At 69.1% G+C, this 15298-nt stretch carries 15 protein-coding genes; 8 read left to right on the top strand and 7 right to left on the bottom strand.

Annotation, left to right across the window (positions count from 1 at the left end):
- Positions 1-20 precede the first annotated feature (20 nt).
- On the bottom strand, positions 21-1208 hold the full coding sequence (locus ACQ859_RS24455) for a choice-of-anchor tandem repeat GloVer-containing protein (RefSeq protein ID WP_431263151.1): 1188 nt from the start codon (positions 1206-1208) through the stop codon (positions 21-23).
- Between the two features lie 148 nt (positions 1209-1356).
- Positions 1357-2580: an acyltransferase family protein gene (locus ACQ859_RS24450; RefSeq protein ID WP_431263150.1), complete on the bottom strand. Its 1224-nt coding sequence runs from the start codon at positions 2578-2580 to the stop codon at positions 1357-1359.
- 135 nt (positions 2581-2715) lie between these two features.
- On the opposite strand from ACQ859_RS24450, the gene ACQ859_RS24445 reads away from it, so the two are divergent.
- The 5 genes from ACQ859_RS24445 (at position 2716) to ACQ859_RS24425 (ending at position 7380) form a co-directional block, all read left to right on the top strand.
- Positions 2716-3642 (top strand): LytTR family DNA-binding domain-containing protein, encoded by a 927-nt coding sequence (locus ACQ859_RS24445; RefSeq protein WP_431263149.1) that lies wholly within the window; start codon positions 2716-2718, stop codon positions 3640-3642.
- 63 nt (positions 3643-3705) lie between these two features.
- On the top strand, positions 3706-4863 hold the full coding sequence (locus tag ACQ859_RS24440; RefSeq protein ID WP_431263148.1) for an ABC transporter permease: 1158 nt from the start codon (positions 3706-3708) through the stop codon (positions 4861-4863).
- Positions 4860-5726, top strand: coding sequence for an ABC transporter ATP-binding protein (locus ACQ859_RS24435; protein ID WP_431263147.1), 867 nt, complete (start codon positions 4860-4862; stop codon positions 5724-5726). Before ACQ859_RS24440 ends, ACQ859_RS24435 begins: the two co-directional genes overlap by 4 nt.
- 65 nt (positions 5727-5791) lie before the next feature.
- Positions 5792-6754: an MlaD family protein gene (locus ACQ859_RS24430; RefSeq protein WP_431263146.1), complete on the top strand. Its 963-nt coding sequence runs from the start codon at positions 5792-5794 to the stop codon at positions 6752-6754.
- The gene (locus ACQ859_RS24425; protein WP_431263145.1) at positions 6751-7380 is read left to right on the top strand and encodes an ABC-type transport auxiliary lipoprotein family protein; all 630 of its coding nucleotides are present in this window, start codon (positions 6751-6753) and stop codon (positions 7378-7380) included. The genes ACQ859_RS24430 and ACQ859_RS24425 overlap by 4 nt, the downstream gene beginning before the upstream one ends.
- A gap of 12 nt (positions 7381-7392) precedes the next feature.
- On the opposite strand, the gene ACQ859_RS24420 is transcribed toward ACQ859_RS24425, so the two are convergent.
- From ACQ859_RS24420 to ACQ859_RS24400, 5 genes are all read right to left on the bottom strand, one after another.
- Positions 7393-7890 (bottom strand): J domain-containing protein, encoded by a 498-nt coding sequence (locus tag ACQ859_RS24420; RefSeq protein ID WP_431263144.1) that lies wholly within the window; start codon positions 7888-7890, stop codon positions 7393-7395.
- Positions 7887-8249, bottom strand: a complete 363-nt coding sequence (locus ACQ859_RS24415; RefSeq protein WP_431263143.1) for a hypothetical protein — start codon at positions 8247-8249, stop codon at positions 7887-7889. Before ACQ859_RS24415 ends, ACQ859_RS24420 begins: the two co-directional genes overlap by 4 nt.
- Before the next feature lie 180 nt (positions 8250-8429).
- Positions 8430-10637 carry a sodium-translocating pyrophosphatase gene (locus ACQ859_RS24410; RefSeq protein ID WP_431263142.1) on the bottom strand — a complete coding sequence of 736 codons (2208 nt, stop codon included), beginning with the start codon at positions 10635-10637 and terminating at the stop codon, positions 8430-8432.
- Positions 10638-11032: 395 nt separating this feature from the next.
- Positions 11033-12250, bottom strand: a complete 1218-nt coding sequence (locus ACQ859_RS24405) for a citrate synthase family protein (protein ID WP_431263141.1) — start codon at positions 12248-12250, stop codon at positions 11033-11035.
- Entirely contained in the window at positions 12235-12468 is a 234-nt protein-coding gene (locus ACQ859_RS24400; RefSeq protein ID WP_431263140.1) for a hypothetical protein, read from the bottom strand. Before ACQ859_RS24400 ends, ACQ859_RS24405 begins: the two co-directional genes overlap by 16 nt.
- Before the next feature lie 22 nt (positions 12469-12490).
- Between ACQ859_RS24400 and ACQ859_RS24395 the strand changes: the two genes are divergently transcribed.
- The 3 genes from ACQ859_RS24395 (at position 12491) to ppa (ending at position 15175) form a co-directional block, all read left to right on the top strand.
- The gene (locus tag ACQ859_RS24395) at positions 12491-13480 is read left to right on the top strand and encodes a Bug family tripartite tricarboxylate transporter substrate binding protein (protein WP_431263139.1); all 990 of its coding nucleotides are present in this window, start codon (positions 12491-12493) and stop codon (positions 13478-13480) included.
- 34 nt (positions 13481-13514) lie between these two features.
- Positions 13515-14468 (top strand): 2-hydroxyacid dehydrogenase, encoded by a 954-nt coding sequence (locus tag ACQ859_RS24390; RefSeq protein ID WP_431263138.1) that lies wholly within the window; start codon positions 13515-13517, stop codon positions 14466-14468.
- Positions 14469-14626: 158 nt separating this feature from the next.
- Positions 14627-15175 carry an inorganic diphosphatase gene (gene ppa, locus ACQ859_RS24385; RefSeq protein WP_067275699.1) on the top strand — a complete coding sequence of 183 codons (549 nt, stop codon included), beginning with the start codon at positions 14627-14629 and terminating at the stop codon, positions 15173-15175.
- The last annotated feature ends 123 nt before the right edge of the window (positions 15176-15298 follow it).

Below are 15298 nucleotides of genomic sequence, written 5' to 3'. Positions count from 1 at the left end.
GACGCCAGGCTCCGGACGCCTTACGGATTCGCGGTCAGGAACTGGATCTTGAAGATCGTCCCGTAGTGGCCGGACCAGGTGGATTCACCGTCCGTGGTGACGCTCCACAGGTTGCCGTCCGCGCCGACCGTCAGGCCCGCCTTGGGCCAGCTCGCATCCCCGAAGACGAACTGGTGGATGGTCGACAGGCTGTTGTTGGACGACCGGAACTGGTACAGGCGGCCGGCGTCCGATCCCCACGAGTTGGCGTAGAACACGCCGATGAACCGTTCGTTCAGCGCGGACCAGGGCGACGGGCTGCTCTGCATCGCGGTCCGCACGGTCACGGCGCCGGTCAGCGTGCTGGAGAAGATGGTGCCGGCGCCGTTGCCGCCGGCGTAGCTCGTGCCGTACAGCAGACCGTCGCGGGCCTGGATCAGGCGTGACGGGAAGCGCGGATCGGGGGTGTTGGCGGCGCCGAAGCTGTACAGGCGGCTGAAGCCGTTGTTCGCGGGGTCGATGCTGAACAGCGTGCCGCCGTTCGAGTCACCGCCGTTGTAGGCCGTGCCATACAGCTTGCCGTCGCTGGCCTGGATCACGCCGGTCATCGGTCCGGTGCCCTCCGAGCCGCAGAACGAGTGCGTGGTGGAGACGCTGCCCGGGTTGGACAGGCTGAACTGGAACACGGTGCCCACGCCGCAGGCGCCACCGTTGGTGGCGGTGCCGTAGACGTTGCCGTTGCTGGCGAGCAGCAGCGGACCGGAAGGGTTGGCCCCCTCGGTGCCGGTGCCGAAGTGGTACAGCACCTGGTAGCCGGACACGGTGCTCCACTTGTAGAGCACGCCCTTGCCGTTGGCGCCGCCGAACTGCGTGACGCCGTAGTACCCGGAGCCGGTGACGAGCACCGGTCCGTTGGGCCGGCCGCCTTGTGTGTCGCCGTTGGTGCCGAAGCTGCGCAAGGTGTTGACGAGGCCGTCGGTGCGGACGGTGTAGAGCGCACCGCCGCCGCCGGTGCCGCCGTTGGCCGTCACGCCGACGAGCAGTCCTGTCGAGCTGTCCAGCGTCAGGTCCCACATGGGCCAGCTGCCCGGGGACGTCGCCGAGGTGTCGGTCGGGGCCGGGAAGGAATACACCGGCACGAAAGTGCCGCCTGCATGCGCGGACAGCGACAGTGCCGCCGTGGCGACGAGTGCGGCCGCCTTCAGCAGCGTGAGTGACTTCGATTTCATTTTTGCGGATCTCCCTGTTGATGAATGGTGGAGACGGCGCTCGGATGGCGTGACGCCGTCTCACCGTGTTCGACTATTGGGCAGTGGCGGTGTCGGGAGAATCCCTCCGAGGGGTGGGCCCGCAAGACCTGACCCCGTCATTCGATCGTCATGTGCGATTGGCGATCCATCGTGGGCGAGCAGCCAGCCCCATCCAGGGTCGCAGCGCGTCGACACGCATCGCGAGTAGCGCGGCGATCACGCAGGCGAGGGCGGTGAACGCGACCAGCGCCGTCGCCTCGAGAGCCAACGGCCAGTGCAGCGGCACCAGCAGATGCCCCGCGATCACCGTGACCGTCTGGTGGACCAGATAGAACGGGAACACGGCCAGCGTCAGCCAGCGCAGCAGCAGCGAATCGCGATCAGCCAGCCACTGCCGGCCGAAGCCCAGCGCCGCCACGATCGGCAGCCATTGCTTGCCGGCGTTGAGCGCACGCAGCGCCATCAGCAGCCACGCCGGGAAGTCATCGCCGTGGGCGAGGCGCCACCCGTCCGTGAGTCCCTGCGAGAGCAGCTGCACCACGACGAAACCGACGAGCGCGATCCAGCGCAGGCACCGGGCGGCTTCCCAGGCGCCATGACGATCGTCGCGGCTGCCGTAGAGCGCGAAGCCGAGCAGGAACACCGCGAAGTACACGCCGTGCTGGTACCAGTCATGGACGAGGTCGTGGGTAGCGGGGAAGCGATCCAGCAGATGCTGTCGCAGCAGCGCGAACACGAGCCACGGCACCCACAGCAGTCGCCCGCCGCGCACGATGCCGTGCCAGCCGGGATGCGCGAACAGGGTGCGCACCGCGCGAAGCCGCAGCGCCAGCAGCACGACCACGGTGTAGGCCCACAGGTAGGGCAGGAACCAGAGGTGATTCCAGGTCGGCAGCTTCAGGCAGTCGTCGCCGCGGCAGAAGCCGTGATACGCCCGGAAGTAGAGCGTCAGGAAGTCGCCGTAGCTGCCGGCGTAGTGGAGCTTCTCGACCACTTCCAGATAGGCCTGCGGCGGCACGACGACGGTCATGCCGAACAGCAGCGGCAACAGCAGCCGCTTGCTGCGGGTGACGATCAACCCCTCGGTGCCGTTGGCGCGTCCTGTCATCAGCGCGGTCGCTGCGCCGGAGATGAGAAACAGCAGCGACATGCGCCACGGGTTCAACCAGAGCATCCAGGCCTCGAGCGCGGGGACGAGGCGCGGCGACTTCACGTGCCAGTCCCAGCTCACGTAGAACATGCCCGAGTGGTAGAGGATCAGCAGGCCGAAGGCGATGACCCGGAGCCAGTCGAGCTCGGTCAGGCGGGAGGCCGAAGGCGCGCCACGCGCGGGGAGGGTGGAGGTGTTCATGGGGTGCAGCTTCGTCTCCGCCGGGTCCTGCGCGCCATGTATGTGACGAGCCGCCCCCGCCCGGTGATGAGCCGCCCCGTCCCAGGGGTGGCTCGCGCGGGGCCGACGCCTCGCCCGCGCCTACACTGCGCCGCCATGACCGAGGACAAGTGGCTGGGGATCTATCTGACGCGGCGGCGGTGGGTCGAGCGCGCGCTCTGGAGCGCGCTGCTGCTCGGTTCCGCGCTCGGCAACACGATCACGACGAACCTGGACCTCCGCCGCGCCGGACTGCGGTTCGACACCTGGGAGCCGGCCGTCTGGGAGTTCTCCAGCGCGGTCGTCTGGATGGCGCTGATCCCGTGGATCGTCCGCGCGGCGGATACCAGGCCCCTGCGCTGGGGCCTGCTGAGGCGGCATCTGCCCTGGCACCTGCTGTTCGCGCTCCTCACCAGCCTGGCGCACGTGCTGGGCATGGTGGCGCTGCGCAAGTTGGCTTACGCGACGCAGGGCGCCGTCTACGACTTCGGCAACTGGCCGCTGGAGCTGTTGTATGAAGCGCAGAAGGACGTCCGCAGCTACGCCTTCATCCTGCTGATCGTCGGGGCTTACCGGCTCTTCGTATGGCGCTGGCAGGGCGAGGCGAGCCTGCTCGCGGAACCGCCGGAGCCTGCCCCCGCGCCGGTTCCGGCTGCTGCTGCTCCGCCAGAGCCCTCGCCCGGGCCCTCGCCCGCGCCGCCCGCGGGCACCCCGGCGTTGCCGGAGCGTCTGCTCGTGAAGAAACTCGGCAAGGAGTTCCTGCTCCCGATGGACGAGATCGAGTGGGTGCAGGCCTGCGGCAACTACGTCAACCTGCGGCGCCAGCAGCACGACTACCCGCTGCGCAGCAGCCTGGGCGCGTTCGAGCAACGCCTGGACCCGGCCGTGTTCGTGCGCGTGCACCGCGGCTACCTGGTGCGGCTGAGCCTGATCGACGCCATCGAGCCGACCGAGGCCGGCGACGCCCACCTGCGCCTGCGCGACGGCAGCCGCGTGCCCTGCAGCCGCACCTATCTGGAGCGCCTGCGACAGCGTCTTGTCTGACTGGGCGAACTCCTGTCCGCCGGGTTCACCGGAGCGCCCTTGCGCGGCTATGCTCTGACCCCAATGGATGCCCCTCTGGAAACCCACGACGTCGCCGATCCGTCACCGCGCCTGCTGCGCGAGTCCGGCGACGGCGGGCGCGTCCAGGTGCGCCTGGAGGGTGACTGGACGCTGCTGGCGCTGCGCGAGCGCGTCGAGGCGCTGCGCGGCGAACTCGGTGGATTGCCGACCGCCAACGTGTCCTGGGACCTGAGCGCGGTGCGCCGGCTCGACCCGACCGGCGCCTTGCTGCTGTGGCAGGCCTGGGGTCGCCGCCAGCCGGAGCAGCTGCGCTGGCCGCCGGCTCCGCTGGCGGACATGTTCCAGGCGCTGTTCGCACGGCTGGGCAGCAAGCAGGGCAAGCCAGCGAGGCCGCCGCGTGCGCAGAACGTCCGCCAGTTCGGCCAGGGCCTGCTCAACCTCGCCAGTCATCTGCTCGACGCGACGGCGCTGCTCGGCCAGGTCACGCGCGACCTGGGGACGCTGGCCCGGCATCCCAACCTGATCGCGTGGAAGGACATCTCCGCCCACATCTACCGCAGCGGCGCGCAGGCGCTGGGCATCACGGCGCTGGTCGGCGTGCTGGTCGGCATCACGCTGTCCTACCTGACCGCCAAGCAGCTGCAGAGCTACGGCGCCGACATCTACGTCATCAACATCCTCGGCATCAGCGTCTGGCGCGAACTGGGACCGCTGCTGGCCGCGATCCTGGTGGCGGGCCGCAGCGGCTCGGCGATGACGGCGCAGCTCGGCGTGATGCGGGTGACGCAGGAACTGGACGCGCTGTCGGTGATGGGGATCTCCCACACGATCCGGCTGGTGGTGCCCAAGATGGTGGCCCTGGCACTCTCGTTGCCCCTGGTCATGACGTGGACCAGCAGCATGGTGCTGCTCGGCGGCATGATCGCCGCGCGGGCCACCCTGGGCCTGGACTACGTGCAGTTCCTGCAAGGGCTCCCGGCCGCCGTGCCGGTGGCCAACCTCTGGCTGGGACTGGCCAAATCGGCGGTGTTCGGGCTCATGATCGCGTTCGTGGCCTGCCATTTCGGGCTGCGGATCAAGCCGAACAGCGAAAGCCTCGGGACCGGCACCACCGATTCGGTGGTGAGCGCGATCACCGTGGTCATCATCGTGGACGCGATCTTCGCGGTGATGTTCTCCGACGTGGGGTTGAAAGCATGAGCGGATGTACCGAACCGACCTCGGCCGACGCCGTCGAGGAACTGAACGTCCAGCCGGGCGATCCGGTGATCGAGGTGCGCCACGTCGGCACCGTGCTCGGCGGCGTGCGCATCCACAAGGACCTGAGCCTGGAGGTCACCGCCGGCGAGGTGCTGGGCATCATCGGCGGCTCCGGCAGCGGCAAGACGACGCTGCTGCGGCTGATGCTGGGCCTGGAGCGGCCCAGCGAGGGCGAGGTGCTGGTCTTCGGCCACAAGCTCGGCAAGTGCGAGGCGACCGACCTGGCGCAGGTGAGGCACCGCTGGGGCGTGCTGTTCCAGCAGGGCGCGCTGTTCTCGGCGCTGTCGGTGTTCGACAACGTCGCGCTCCCGTTGCGCGAACTCAAGAGCCTGCCCAAGGACCTGATCGCCGAGCTGGTCATGACCAAGCTGCAGCAGGTCGGCCTCAAGCCGGAGGACGGCATCAAGATGCCGGCGGAGCTCTCCGGCGGCATGATCAAGCGGGTGTCGCTGGCGCGCTCGCTGATCATGGATCCGCAGCTGCTGTTCCTGGACGAGCCGACGGCCGGGCTCGACCCGGCGAGCTCGAAGAACTTCGTGCAGCTGATCGAGAGCCTGCGGCGCGAGATGGCGCTGACGGTGGTGATGGTCACGCATGACGTGGACACGCTGTTCGCGATCGCCGACCGCGTGGCGGTGCTGGCGGACCAGCACCTGATCGCGCACGGGCCGCTGGAGCTGGTGGTGAAGCAGAAGCATCCGTTCATCCGCAACTTCTTCCTCGGCCACGCGGACCGCTGCGCCGCGGACAACCTGCGCAGCTACCGCGACGCGCTGCAGCACCGCGACGAGATGCCCGCCTGAACGGGGCGACCGGCGGCGGACCGTACTGACGACAACGAACAAGCACAAAGGACTCGGGCGAGCACATGGAAAACAAGGCACATGCATTGGCCACGGGCCTGTTCGTGCTGCTGCTCGGGGCGGCGCTGGTGGCGGTCATCCTGTGGTTCCGCGACGACCGCGGCGACACGCAGACCTTCACCGTGGTCACGAGCTCGGGCGTGCCGGGACTGAACGTCAAGGCGCCGGTGAAGCTGCGCGGCGTGCAGGTCGGCAAGGTCGACACCATCCGTTTCGACCCGGCGCAACCGAAGCAGATCCTCGTGGAGATCGAGGTCGACGCGGACGCGCCGATCGCACCGGGGACGCTGGCCAAGCTCGGCTACCAGGGCATCACGGGGCTGTCGTTCATCGACCTGTACGACGGGCAGGATCCGGCGGACCCGAAGCGGAGCGTGCTGGAGACGCGGCGCATCGCGCTCGCGCCGGGCTTCCTCGACCAGCTGCAGGACGCGGGACCGAAGCTCGCGGCCGGCGCGCTCGCGACGATGGATCGCATCCAGAAGGTGCTCAGCGACAGCAACCAGCAGCAGGTGAGCCAGACGCTGGCGCAACTGAACGAAGCCTCCGCCGGCCTCAACGAGCTGGTCAAGGAATTGCGCCCGACGGCCAAGGCGCTGCCCGGGCTGGTGAAGAACACCGACGGCCTCGTGGTCGCCGGGCGGAACACGCTGGGCAACATCGACACGCTCGCGAAGCAGGGCGGCGAACTCGCCGACGAATACAAGGGCAAGGCCGGCGCGATCGATCAACTGGGCGACGCGGCCGTGCAGATGCAGCGCACGCTGCGGCGCGTGGAGCTGTCGTTGGTCGGTTCGGCGGACAAGCCGCGTCAACGCGCGGTGCTGGACGATCTGTCTGCGGCGGCGCGCGCCCTGGAGCGTGCCGCGCAGAACATCGGTGACCAGCCGCAGAGCCTGATCCTCGGCCCGACGCCCGGCGCGCCCGGCCCCGGTGAAACGGGCTTCGAGGCGGGAGCGAAGAAATGAACGACCCCATTGAACTTCCAAGGACTGGTGGTGTGCGCCGCGTGCTGCTGCTCGGCGGACTGGCACTCGCGGCGACGCTGAGCGCCTGCGGCAGCCGGCCGCCGGCGCCGACACAGATGGACCTGGGCCCCGCGCCCGCGTGGCCGCAGCAGGCGACGCTGGCCAAGCGCGTCGAACTCCAGGCGGTCACCGCGCCCGAGACATTGCAGGGCACGGCAATCGCGTATCGCCTTGCCGATTCCGATCCTTACGCACGGCGCGCGTATCGCGACTCGCGCTGGGCCGCGCCGCTGCCGGTGCTCGTCGCTTCGCGGATGCGCCAGCAGATCGCCCGTGCGCCGGTCGCCGCCAGCGCCGACCCGCAGGTGGTCATCGGCGTGACGCTGGAGCTCGAGGAGAGCCTCCAGAACTTCTCCAGCGCCTCGCGCAGCGAGGTGCAGGTACGGGTGATGGCGACCGCCGAGGACGGCACGCAACGCGCGTTCGATCGGTCGGAGCCTGCGGGTGCGAGCGCCGAAGGCGCCGTCAAGGCGACCGCGGCGGCGGTGGATGCGCTGGGTCCTGAGATCGCGGCTTGGGCGGCGACCTTGTCGCCGCGAGTGCCTCAAGGGCGCGGGCGCCGGTGAAGCGAAGCGGCGTCAGTGCGACGCCGCGATCCCGCCGCCCAGGCGCTGCTGGCGCTGGCGCAGGAAGGCCTCGGCCATGCTGGACTCGGGCTGCAGGCGCTGTCCGATATAGAGCTCCTGGCGGCGCTCGGTGATCTGGGCGCGCAGGCGGTTGGCCATGATCCCCAGCGGATCGAGACCGCGCTTCTCGGCGCGTTCGATCGATTCGCCCAGCTCATGCATCGTGTGGCTCTTCAGCAGCGCGAGGTGGGCCTGGACGACGCGCAGCCGTCCTTGCACCGAGCGCTCGGCGCTACGCAGCCATTCCATGACCGCATCGGCGTCGCCGCCACGGACCTTCACCAGGCTCTCGCCGGCGGCCAGCAGCAAGGCCTCCAGGCGATCCCGGTCGCAGGCCTCGTAAGCCTCGTTGACCTCCGCCATCTTGCGCTCGCGGTGCACGCGCTCGACATCGTCCGGCGCGAGGTCCGGATGCAGCCGTTTCGCGGCACGGCGGTAGAGGGTCTTCAAGGGGGCGGACCGACCTGCACCAGGCCGCCTTCGGGCTCGGCGGGGAGCGGCGCACCGGCGGGCAGCACCGGCAGATGCGGCATCGCCGTGGCCCGGGGCGAATCAGGCGCGCGGGCATCGAGCCCGTTGCGGGCCAGCGCGTCGTGCAGGTAGCGCATCGCGCAGTAGAGCTGCGATTCGAGCGCGTCCAGCTCCATGTACAGCGGCCCCAGCGCGGCGACGTAGCGGTCGACGAAACGCTGCATGCGCTGGCGGCAGTCTGCGTACTCGGTTTCCTGCGACGCCAGGTAGCGCTGGAGCTCGGCCAACTGCTCGCGGCGGCGTTCGAATTCGCGCGGCGTGATGGCCTGGCTGAGCATGTTGAGCGGAATCCCTGGATGTTCTGATATTGACTGCCGATTCTGCCGTGTGCGCATGACCCTTCAAAGCGCAAACAGCCCCTCGCGGGGCTGTTTTTCTCAGCGTTTTCACCGAGGGCCGGGCGAGCGTCGCCCAGTCGGCGTGATCGCTGCCTCCCGGTCAGGACATTTCAACGCGGTTCAGGGGGCGGACGCCGCGCTGGCCGCCTCCGTCGGGCCGCTGGCCACTGCATCCGGTACGCCGATGGGCGCGGAGGCCGGCACGGACGCCTCGGGCGCCGGCGCGGTCAAGGCCGGCGGCGTGTGCGCTCCGGCCGCGGGTCCGCTGATGCCGGCCGCCGGCAGCAGCGGCACGATCAGCAGCGCGACGATGTTGATGATCTTGATCAGCGGGTTGACTGCGGGACCCGCCGTGTCCTTGTACGGATCGCCGACGGTGTCGCCGGTGACGGCGGCCTTGTGGGCCTCCGAGCCCTTGCCGCCGTGGTGGCCGTCCTCGATGTACTTCTTGGCGTTGTCCCAGGCGCCGCCGCCCGTGCACATCGAGATGGCGACGAACAGCCCGGTGACGATGGTGCCCATCAGCAGTCCGCCCAGCGCGGCCGGTCCGAGCACCAGGCCCACGACGATGGGCACGATCACCGGCAGCAGCGACGGCACGATCATCTCCTTGATCGCCGCGGCGGTGAGCATGTCCACGGCGCGGCCGTACTCGGGCTTCGCGGTGCCTTCCATGATCCCCTTGATCTCGCGGAACTGGCGCCGGACTTCCTCGACGACCGAGCCTGCCGCGCGCCCCACCGCCTCCATGGTCATCGCGCCGAAGAGGTAGGGGATCAGCCCGCCGATGAACAGCCCGACGATCACCATGTGGTTGCTCAGGTCGAAGCTGACCGTCAGGCCCTGCTGTTCGAGCGCGTGGGTGTAGTCGGCGAAGAGCACCAGCGCCGCCAGGCCCGCGGAACCGATCGCATAACCCTTGGTCACCGCCTTGGTGGTGTTGCCGACGGCGTCCAGCGGATCGGTGACGTCGCGGACGCTGGCGGGCAGGTCGGCCATCTCGGCGATGCCGCCGGCGTTGTCGGTGATCGGGCCGTAGGCGTCGAGCGCCACCACGATGCCCGCCATGCTGAGCATGGCCGTGGCCGCGATCGCAATGCCGTAGAGACCGGCCAGCTTGAAGGCCACCAGGATCGCGACGCAGACGAACAGCACCGGCCACGCGGTGGAGCGCATGGACACGCCCAGTCCCGCGATGATGTTGGTGCCGTGGCCGGTGGTCGACGCCTGTGCCACGTGCTGCACCGGCTTGTAGTTGGTGCCGGTGTAGTACTCGGTGATCCACACCATCGCCGCGGTCAGCAGCAGGCCGACCAGGCAGGACAGGAAGAGGGCGTTCCCGCCGATCGTCTGCCCGCCGGGCAGCGTCAGGTCCTGCGGGAACAGCGCCCGGGTGATGAACCAGAACGCGATGGCCGACAGCACGCCCGCGACGATCAGGCCCTTGTAGAGCGCCGGCATCACGTTCTTCATGCCCGGGCTGGCCTTGACGAAGCTGCAGCCGATGATGGACGCGATGATCGACGCCCCGCCCAGCACCAGCGGGTACACGATCGCGGCGATGGACATGCCGCCGAAGGTCAGCGCGGCCAGCGCCATCGTCGCGATCAGCGTGACCGCGTAGGTCTCGAAGAGGTCGGCCGCCATGCCGGCGCAGTCGCCGACGTTGTCGCCGACGTTGTCCGCGATCACCGCCGGGTTGCGCGGGTCGTCCTCGGGGATGCCGGCCTCGACCTTGCCGACGAGGTCGGCGCCGACGTCGGCACCCTTGGTGAAGATGCCGCCGCCCAGCCGCGCGAAGATCGAGATCAGCGACGAGCCGAAGGCCAGCCCCAGCAGCGGCTTCAGCGTCTGGCTGTCCGCGCGGGTGCCGCTGTCGCTGACCCACATGAAGAACAGGCCGACACCGAGCAGGCCCAGCCCCACCACCAGCATGCCGGTGATCGCGCCGCCCTTGAAGGCGACGTTGAGCGCAGGGCCGATGCCCTGCGTCGCCGCCTGCGCGGTGCGCACGTTGGCGCGCACCGAGACGTTCATGCCGATGAAGCCGCAGGCGCCGGACAGCACCGCGCCGATGAAGAAGCCGATGGCCGACTTCCAGTCCAGCGCGACGCCGATCAGCAGCCCCAGCACGACGCCAACGATCGCGATGGTCCGGTACTGCCGCGCCAGGTAGGCCGCGGCACCTTGCTGGATCGCGCCGGCGATCTCCTGCATGCGGGGGTTGCCGGGGTCCTGGCTCAGGATCCAGCTGCGTTGGATAAAGCCGTAAAGCACCGCCGCCAGCCCGCAGGCCAGCGCGAAGTACAGCGCCAAACTCGTCGACATAAGGTTGTCTCCTCTCGCTGATTCTTTGATCCGTGAGACGGTTCCATCCAGCGGGCGCCGGGCCTGCGCGCACGCAACAGCAACAGTCCGTCGATCGATGCTAAGCCCGTGAATAGGGCATGGCATGAGCGTTTACCAGCGGATTCACGGGCTTTGCAAGGCGGGTGTCAGGCTTTGCAGGGGCGAGCGCCAGCACCGGGGCAAGGACTGGCACCGGGCACGGCGCGTGCTCCGGGACGTAGGCTTTACAGGGGCGTCGGGGGCGCCCGAAGCCGGCAGAGCCGGTGCCCCTCGCCGCTCACAGTCTTCGCTTCGCTCAGGGTTCGCTTTGAGGGGCACCGGCTCTGCCGGCTTCTCCGGACCAGGTCCGTTGTCGAGACTGTCTGGCGTTGCGTTCAGCGTTTGCGGTGGGACTTGCGCGGATCAGGCGATCGGGCGGCGCTCGGGCCGATGTAGCGGCCGCGCGGACGGATCACCGAATCGATCGTGAGCTGCTCCATCGCGTGCGCCAGCAGACCCACGCTGCGCGCGATCGCGAAGATCGCGAATCCGGCGTCCTGCGGGAGCTTGTAACGCGCGACGAGCGCGGCCAGCGCCACGTCCATCGACGGCGGCAGGCCGGTCAGCGCGACCACGCGGTCGATGAGGCGCGAGATCGCGGCGGGAGGCTTGAAGTCCGCCATCAGCGAGGCGGCACGTGGATCGCCGTCGGGATAGATGTGATGGCCGAAGCCGGGCAGCGGCATCGCCGATGCCAGGTAGCGGTCGACGACGGCATCGGCACCCTCGCGCTCGACCTCGTCGAACAGCGCGCGCACGCGTCCCGAGGCGTCGCCGTGCAGCGGACCGGAGAAGGTCGTCAGTCCCGCGAGCAGGCACGCCGGCAATGACGCCCCGGTGGACGCGGTGATGCGCGCGGAGAACGCCGAACTGGTGATCTCATGATCGGCCGCGAGCACCAGCGTCTTGCGCAGCAGCGCTGACACCGCGCGCGGCTGGGCCCAGCCCCTGGCGAGTCGCTCGTGCAGCGGCAGCGTCTCCTCGTCCGAGGCGCCGAAGGCGACGGCCAGGCGGCCGACCAGCGCCGACGCTTCCTCGATCAGCACGCGGGGCACGCGGCCACGCGTCGAGTGCCCGGTGGCGGTCAGCGCCGCCAGCTCGGCGAATGCGCGGGCGCGGCCGGTGGGCAGCATCGACACGACCTCGAGTGCCGCGCGCGACGGCGAACCCGATGCGACCGCGGGGCGCGGGAACACGGGCGGCGTCTCGACGTTCCACAGCAGCCGCGCCGCATCCTCCAAGGTCGCGTCCGCGGCCAGCTCGACGACATCGACGCCGCGGTAGAAGGGGCGTCCGCCCGAGAACGTCGCGATCGCCGTGGGGATGCTGGGTTCCGCGCCGAACAGCGTGGTCGCCGCCAACGTCTCGCGCGTGCGCCCCGTCTCCTTTCGGCGCACCAGCGCCTTCACGTCCTCGGCGCGGTACAGGCTGCGCCGCGAATCCTGCGGATCGGGCTCCACGCCGATGCGGCCGCGGCTCACGTAGGCGTAGATCGTCTGCGCACGCACGCCGAGCGTGTCGCGTGCTTCGTCCAAGGTCATCCAGACGGCCATCGGCTTGTCGTTTCGTGTCGGTGAGCCGTCAATGTATTCGTCAACATGCCACCTGTCCATGTGTCCCGAATGTCATCGATGTTGCCTTCTGGATCAAGAGGAAGGGCTTCAGATTGATATTGATCATCAATATTGACCATGCCCGTCGCCGCTGCCAGCATGAGTCCACGCGACATCGACGGGCGCCGATCAGAAGCCTCCGCGATGCCGGCCCTCATGCCCATCCTTGGAGACAACCGCATGAACCGCATCCATCAACGCCGGTGCACCCGACGCCGTGCCGTGTCCGTCCTTGCCGGCGCCGCGTTCCTGATCCCCTTAGGCGCCGCCGCGCAAGGCGAGGCCTTTCCGTCCAAGGCGATCACCCTCGTGGTCGGCTCCAGCCCCGGCAGCACCACCGACGGTCTGGCGCGCGCCATCGGCGCGGAGATCACCGCCGCGACCAAGGTGCCGGTGATCGTCGAGAACAAGGCGGGCGCCAGCGGCGGCATCGCCGCGCAGGCGGTGGCCCGCGCCGCGGCCGACGGCTACACGCTGTTCATCACGACCAACACGACGCAGGCCGCCAATCCTCATCTGTTCCGCAAGCTCGCCTACGACCCGGTGAAGGACTTCGCGCCGGTGGGCGCGCTGGTCAAGGGCTATCTGCTGCTGGTGACGAACCCGCGCATCCCGGCGCGCAACGTGACCGAGCTCAGCGCAATCGCGAAGAAGCAGCCGCTGACCTTCGGCGCCGGCAGCTCGTCGGCGCGCGTGGCGGCGGAGCTGTTCCAGCAGATGACGCAGACGCAGTTGACCTATGTCCCGTACAAGGCCAATCCGCAGGCGATGGTCGATCTGGTCGGCGGTCAGGTCGATCTGATGATCGTGGACCTGACCACCAGCCTGCCGCAGGTGAAGGCGGGCAAGTTGAAGGCGCTGGGCGTCAGCAGTCCGAAGCGTTCACCGCTGGTGCCGGACCTGCCGACGATCGCCGAGGCCGGCCTGCCCGGCTACGAGATCAGCTACTGGAACGCGGTCTACGCGCCCGCGGGCACGCCAGCGCCCGTCGTCGAGCGCATCAATGCGCTGATGCAGAAGGCGATGGCCGCGGAGCCGGTCAAGCGCTTCGTCGAGCAGAACGGGATGGAGCCGTTCACGTCGACGCCGGCCGAACTCGCCAGCTTCCAGGCCGCCGAATACAAGCGCTGGGGCGCCGTCATCAAGACGGCTGGCATCCAGCCCGAATGACACCTTCCCGATCCTTCCTGAAGTAGAGAGCGCCATGAAGCCGAACATCCTCCAACTCAATCCCATCCTGGTGCCCGCGATCAATGCGGAGCTGGATGCGCTGTACACGATGCATCGCCTGTTCGAGCAGGCCGATCCGGACGCCTACCTCGCGACGCACGGCGCCTCGATACGCGGCGTGATCACCGGCGGGCACACCGGCATCTCGCGGTCGATGATGGAGCGGCTACCGGCGATCGAGGTCGTCGCGGTGAACGGCGTCGGCACGGATGCGGTGGACATCGAGTACGCCCGCTCGCGCCGGCTGCCGGTGACCGGCACCTTCGGCGCGCTGACCGAGGATGTCGCCGACATGGCGCTGGCGCTGCTGCTGGCGACCGCGCGCAACGTCGCTTCGGTGGACCGCTTCGTGCGCGGTGGCCTGTGGCCCAAGTTCCCGCAGCCGAACGCGATCCCGCTGGCGCGCCGCGTGAGCGGGATGCGCGTGGGCATCGTGGGTCTGGGGCGTGTCGGCCGCGCGGTCGCGGAACGCGTCGCCGCCTTCGGCTGCCCGGTGCGCTACACCGATCTGAAGGAGATTCCCGGCGTGCCGTGGGCGTTCGAGGCGGACCTCGTGCAACTGGCCCGCGACAGCGATGCGCTGATCGTCTGTGCCGCCGCCGACAAGGCGCGCGACCTGATCGACGCGCCGGTGCTCGAGGCGATCGGGCCGCGCGGCTTCCTGATCAACGTCGCGCGCGGCCGGCTGGTGAAGGAGTCCGATCTCGTGAAGGCATTGCAGGAGCGGCGCATCGCGGGCGCGGGGCTGGACGTCTTCGCCGACGAACCCAACGTGCCGCCGGCCTTGCTGGATCTGGACAACGTCGTGCTGCAGGCGCATCGCGCCAGCGCGACCGAGGAGACCCGCGCCGCGATGGGCCGGATGGTGCTGGAGAGTCTGGCGCAGGCATTGGCCGGCGAGCGGCCGGTGCACAGCCTGACGACCTGATCCTGGCGGCAGGACGTCGAACGGCGATGGCGGGCGTCCGGCGTAACGACGAGATCCCGCGATGGAAGGGGGCGTCAGGCCCGGTTCAGGCGACCCTCTAGAATCGCGGCTTCTCCGGATCGCTCCGGAATCCCTCGCATTCACCGCTGTCCACCACCATGAGCCTGCACAAAGTCACCCCCGGCGCGAAGGCGCCCGAGCAGTTCAACGTCGTCATCGAGATCCCGATGAACGCCGACCCGATCAAGTACGAGGTCGACAAGGAAAGCGGCGCGCTGTTCGTCGACCGCTTCATGACGACGGCGATGCACTACCCGTGCAACTACGGCTACGTGCCGCAGACGCTGGCCGACGACGGCGATCCGGTCGACGTGCTGGTGATCACGCCGTTCCCGCTGACCCCGGGCGTGGTGGTGACCTGCCGCGCCATCGGCGTGCTGCAGATGGACGACGAAGCCGGCGGCGACGCCAAGCTGCTGGCCGTGCCGACCACCAAGATCCTGCCGATCTACGAGCACTGGACCAAGCCCGAGGACATCAACCAGATGCGCCTGAAGGCGATCCAGCATTTCTTCGAGCACTACAAGGACCTCGAAGCCGGCAAGTGGGTGAAGGTCAAGGGCTGGGAAGGCCCGGAAGCCGCCAAGAAGGAAATCACCGACGGCATGGCCAACTACGCCAAGGCCGAGCAGGCCGCGAAGGCCTGATCATCAGGCCGGGACCCCGGCCTGAACGGGCCTGAAGTAGGCTCGCCGCCGGACGAAAAGCGCCCCTTGGGGCGCCTTTTTCGTTTCTGACCGCAAGAATGTCCGCTTGGCAAACACAATGCC

This window comes from Roseateles chitinivorans (genome assembly GCF_050632235.1).
Taxonomy (GTDB): Bacteria; Pseudomonadota; Gammaproteobacteria; order Burkholderiales; family Burkholderiaceae_C; genus Roseateles; species Roseateles chitinivorans_A.
The sequence above is the reverse complement of the archived record's forward strand: the minus strand, read 5'-3'. Positions and strand labels throughout refer to the sequence as shown.

Bases quoted from the DNA above. Each gene is read 5' to 3' on its own strand.
- ACQ859_RS24395 (WP_431263139.1), top strand. From the start codon at position 12,491: ATGAACCGCATCCATCAACGCCGGTGCACCCGACGCCGTGCCGTGTCC.
- ppa (WP_067275699.1), top strand. From the start codon at position 14,627: ATGAGCCTGCACAAAGTCACCCCCGGCGCGAAGGCGCCCGAGCAGTTC.
- ACQ859_RS24430 (WP_431263146.1), top strand. From the start codon at position 5,792: ATGGAAAACAAGGCACATGCATTGGCCACGGGCCTGTTCGTGCTGCTG.
- ACQ859_RS24440 (WP_431263148.1), top strand. From the start codon at position 3,706: ATGGATGCCCCTCTGGAAACCCACGACGTCGCCGATCCGTCACCGCGC.
- ACQ859_RS24445 (WP_431263149.1), top strand. From the start codon at position 2,716: ATGACCGAGGACAAGTGGCTGGGGATCTATCTGACGCGGCGGCGGTGG.
- ACQ859_RS24415 (WP_431263143.1), bottom strand. From the start codon at position 8,249: ATGCTCAGCCAGGCCATCACGCCGCGCGAATTCGAACGCCGCCGCGAG.
- ACQ859_RS24435 (WP_431263147.1), top strand. From the start codon at position 4,860: ATGAGCGGATGTACCGAACCGACCTCGGCCGACGCCGTCGAGGAACTG.
- ACQ859_RS24410 (WP_431263142.1), bottom strand. From the start codon at position 10,637: ATGTCGACGAGTTTGGCGCTGTACTTCGCGCTGGCCTGCGGGCTGGCG.
- ACQ859_RS24390 (WP_431263138.1), top strand. From the start codon at position 13,515: ATGAAGCCGAACATCCTCCAACTCAATCCCATCCTGGTGCCCGCGATC.
- ACQ859_RS24400 (WP_431263140.1), bottom strand. From the start codon at position 12,468: ATGAGGGCCGGCATCGCGGAGGCTTCTGATCGGCGCCCGTCGATGTCG.
- ACQ859_RS24425 (WP_431263145.1), top strand. From the start codon at position 6,751: ATGAACGACCCCATTGAACTTCCAAGGACTGGTGGTGTGCGCCGCGTG.
- ACQ859_RS24455 (WP_431263151.1), bottom strand. From the start codon at position 1,208: ATGAAATCGAAGTCACTCACGCTGCTGAAGGCGGCCGCACTCGTCGCC.
- ACQ859_RS24405 (WP_431263141.1), bottom strand. From the start codon at position 12,250: ATGGCCGTCTGGATGACCTTGGACGAAGCACGCGACACGCTCGGCGTG.
- ACQ859_RS24450 (WP_431263150.1), bottom strand. From the start codon at position 2,580: ATGAACACCTCCACCCTCCCCGCGCGTGGCGCGCCTTCGGCCTCCCGC.